This window comes from Rhodococcus sp. WMMA185, from assembly GCF_001767395.1.
Taxonomy (GTDB): Bacteria; Actinomycetota; Actinomycetes; order Mycobacteriales; family Mycobacteriaceae; genus Rhodococcus_F.
In genome coordinates, this window is record NZ_CP017014.1 from 1776572 (window position 1) to 1780079 (window position 3508).

Genomic DNA, 3508 nt, shown 5'->3' on the forward strand with positions numbered 1-3508 from the left:
TCCAGCACTCAGTCGGCAACCACACACATCGGGGTAGCTGTCGATTTGCTTGCAGCGCGGGAAGCATCAAGACCTCGGTCCATCACCTGGTTTTGGGGGATATCTGCGATCATCCCGACCTCGGCGCGGCAGGGCATCGGCCAAACTACCCGTGGGTATACCTATATCGCAGGTTCGAGCGGGTGGACGTTAACTTTCGCCGGCCTCGTCGACCATTCGGCGGCAATGTCGAGAGCAGAACAAGCACCTGATCAAGGGTGCTGGGCCTTGACGTGTTCGACCGTCCAGGCAGCAATCTGACTACGCGAGTTGAAGCCCAGTTTGGCGAGGATGTGCTCGACGTGCCCCTGAGCGGTCCGCTGCGAGATGACCAGCTTCGCAGCGATCGCTTTGTTCGTCAGCCCGTCTGCGACGAGTTCGGCAACCTGCCATTCGCGGCGGGTGAGATCCGTCGACGAATTCGGAGTCGATGGCGTCTCGCGGGGCTGCTCCTCGAAAGCGCAGGCGACAGCGGCTCCGAAGGATGTGCTCACGCCGCGCTGGAACGCGGCGTCGAACGAGCGATCCCCGATTGCATCGCGGGCGGACTGCTCACACGCCGCATGGTGGACGAGCAGATTCGGGTAGACGGTGCTGGGGTTGCCGACTGCCTGCGCAACGGCCGCTGCGGCGCCCATCAGCTCTGCAGCGTGCTCCGCCCGATCGCGGCCCACCGCGATCCAGGCCAGCACCTCGAGCGCGCCGCACGCGCTGATCCGGTCATCGACCAGATGGGACAGACGCAAACCCTGCTTCACATAGTCCTCGGCGAGTTCCAACTGCCCGCGTTGCCACTCGGACACCCCCGCGACCCACAGGGACCAACCCCGGTAGACGGATTCGCCGTGCGCCTCGGTGAGGTCGGAGAGCTCGGTTCCGTACCTCTTCGCCGTCGAAGTCTCCCCCTGCATGCCACTGACCAGAGCCACCCCTGACAATCCCCAAACCAGCTGCAAAAGGCTGCCCTTGTCCCGGAACACGACGAGCGCTTCATCCATGTGCTTGCGGGCGTTCGCGAAGTCACCCAGGAACAGTGCGCAGCACCCGGCTGCATGCATCATCAGTGCACGCATCAGGGCGTCTTCGTTCCGCGCGGCGAGTTTCGTCCCCTCCGCTACCAGGTCTTGCGCTGCCGCCACGTCGCCGTGCATACCGGTGAGCACGCTGTTGACGTACATCGCCTCGATCCGTTCCTGACTCGGATCGCCGTCGTGCCGTGCCAGCAGCTGATCGAGCCAGCGCCGACCCTCTCGGAGCATTCCGCGTGAACGCCAGTAGGGATACAGCGCGGCCCCGATACGCAGTCCCGACTCGAGCTCCCCCGGCTCGGTCAGACAGAAGTGCAGCGCCGCCCGCACGTTCAACTTCTCCGCGTCGAGTCGCCTGATCCACATTCCCTGCAGCGGGCTGATCCATTCGGCCTCGGACTGCAGCACCAACGCCTCGTACCAATCCCGGTGCCGCCGACGCAACGCCACGATCTCTCCGGTCTCGAGCAGCCTTTCCCTTCCGTATTGGCGCACCGTCTCGAGGAGTCGGTACCGTACCGTCGGGCCCGACTCCTCCCGGATGAGGATCGACTTGTCGATCAACGACGCCACCACGTCGAGCACTTCTTCGACCGGGACGTCGCCGGCGCATATGCCCTCGACAGCGTCCAATTCGAAACCGCCCGCGAACACGGACAGCTTCGCCCAGAGGGTCCGTTCCACCTCGGTGCACAGGTCGTAGCTCCAGTCGATGGACAGCCGCAAAGTCTGCTGCCTACTCGGCGCACACCGAGACCCGGCCGTCAACAGCCGATATCGATCTGTCAACCGCTGCAAGATCTGCTCGACCGACATGACCCGCAACCGCACTGCAGCTAGCTCGATCGCCAATGGCAACCCGTCGAGTTGTCGGCAGATCCGGGCTACCGCCGCATGGTTCGCCTCGGTCAGTTCGAATTCCGGTACCGCCGCTGCCGCCCGTTCCATGAACAGCGTCACTGCCTCGTACTGTGGCAGACCCTGTAGCGACGATCGCTCCGGTTCCGGCACCGTCAAAGGCGGCACCCGCAGCACCGCCTCGCCCCCGATGCCCAGTGGTTCACGACTTGTGGTGAGAATCCGCAACTCGGGACACCTGCGCAACAACGTTTCCGACAACTGCGCGGCGGCGGCAACCACGTGCTCACAGTTGTCCAGGACCAGCAGCAATCGTTTGGAGGAGAGAAACTCGACCAGGAGAGCTTCCGGATTCCCGGTGAGCTGCTCCCGTAATCGCAATGCCGCCGATACGGCGTCGACGAGCCTCGAACCCTCGTCCAGTTCCCCCAGTCCGACGATCCAGGCCCCGTCGTCGAACGCGCGTCGGGAGTCGGCCGCGACACGCAACGCAAGACGGGTCTTCCCAACTCCTCCGATACCGGAAAGTGTGACCAGCCGCGATACGGACAACAGACGTCTCGCCTCGGTCAACTCACGTCGACGTCCGACGAAACTCGTCAACTCGTGGGGAAGGTTACCCACTGTGCCCTTGGATCCCGGCGGCATTACAGACTCCCGGCGGCGTACACCGTCTCTCTCGACTCATGCCCCCTCTTGCACACGGTACTCCCCGGAGTGTCTCGGCAAGAGAGCTTTCGGCTGCGGGTTCGAAGCCGAAAGCCGATCGTTCAGCGCGTCCGTCGGGTGGGCGCACGGTGACCGGTATGGGGATGGGTCCGCTCGGTGTTGTGGGCCGGACGTCTGCTTCCGACCTCGGCCAGGCCGTGCGGGACGATGGTGATCCTGGCGCCGTCGACGACGTACGCCGCACCGGTGACGGACGCGGCTTCAGGGGAGGTCAGATACGAGACCACGGACGTCGCCGCCGGGTCGTCGCGACCGGGACAAGCGGAGCCCGGTTCTGCAGCAGGGACGACAACGGCGTTCACGGTGATCGCATACCGAGCCAATTCGGTGGCAAGCTGGCCGGTGAGTCCGCCCGGTCCGGGCAATGACGTTCGGATGTTGACTATTCGGCCGCCCCCGCCGCTATCGATCATGTACCGCACGGCGCGCCGAATGCACTCGACGGTCATACTGCCGGGACAGTTGACGAGCACGCCGATGCCACCGAGTTCGCCCGCGAATTCGTCGATGACGGCTACCGCGTCGGGAAGGTCGGCCGGGTCCAGACGCCGCACCGCCGCACCAAGGGATTTTGTTCGCACCTGCGCGGCCGTGTTCTCGGCGCTGCGCCGGTCGTTCGTATATGCCAGGCCGACGTGAAAACGGTCGTCAGCGAGTGTGAGTGCTATCGCCCTCCCCAACCCCGAGTCGGATGCCGTCACTACTGCAGCGCGTGTGCTGGGGTGCATTACGTGGGGATACCCGTTCGCGGAGCTAGCCAAACGCTCACCAGTTCCGGATACCCGCTCGCGCAGAACGCAACCCGGCAACCAGCCTCGAAACAGAACCCGATCCGGGTCGAGCGCGGTCCTACG

At 64.6% G+C, this 3508-nt stretch carries 2 protein-coding genes; both read right to left on the reverse strand.

Annotated features, from left to right (window positions below; genetic code table 11):
* Nucleotides 1-251: 251 nt before the first annotated feature.
* A complete protein-coding gene (locus BFN03_RS08040) occupies nucleotides 252-2573 on the reverse strand; it encodes an ATP-binding protein (protein WP_070378580.1) in 2322 nt (773 codons plus the stop codon).
* 122 nt (nucleotides 2574-2695) lie between these two features.
* A complete protein-coding gene (locus tag BFN03_RS08045) occupies nucleotides 2696-3382 on the reverse strand; it encodes an SDR family NAD(P)-dependent oxidoreductase (protein WP_070378581.1) in 687 nt (228 codons plus the stop codon).
* Nucleotides 3383-3508: the final 126 nt, after the last annotated feature.